The sequence below is a fragment of the Streptomyces beijiangensis genome (assembly GCF_017315755.1).
Taxonomy (GTDB): domain Bacteria; phylum Actinomycetota; class Actinomycetes; order Streptomycetales; family Streptomycetaceae; genus Streptomyces; species Streptomyces beijiangensis.
On the sequence record NZ_JAFLRJ010001395.1, the window covers coordinates 1 to 455 of the forward strand.

Here is a 455-nt window from a genome sequence, read left to right on the forward strand (position 1 = left end):
CTGCGGAACGTCGCGGACCGTGGTGGCGGCCAGGGATTCACTCAGTGCGTTGACCAGTCGCCTGCTGAGCGTGGCCACGTCCACGCTGTCGGTGAAGCGATGGATGTCGTCGCGTAGTTTGGCCAGATTGCCGTCCTGGACGTCGGCGAGCAGGGCGTCGATGACCGCACGCAGACTCGTCTTGGCCTTTTCCAGGTAGATGACCTTGCGCTTGGCTGAGTCGGGCAGCGTTTCGCCTACCCAGCGCACCAGGTGGGACTTTCCGGTGCCGGAGTCACCCACAATCGGCACCAGAAGTGCACCGGTGTCGGATTTCAGTGCAAGGAACTCATCGCGGACGGTTTTCTCGTCGACCAGGGCGCCGTCGGCCAAAACAGAGCGCCCGTCCAGGCGGGAGCGGCGAATACGCAGCGGTGCATGCGTGGCCAGGAAGACCGCTCGGGAAGGGCTGACTG

The 455-nt window shown here is 64.4% G+C and carries 1 protein-coding gene; it reads right to left on the reverse strand.

Features of this window, described 5'->3' with window-relative positions; genetic code table 11:
- The coding region (locus J0695_RS41985) for an AAA family ATPase (protein ID WP_242553811.1) at positions 1-455 on the reverse strand (455 nt) is incomplete at both ends.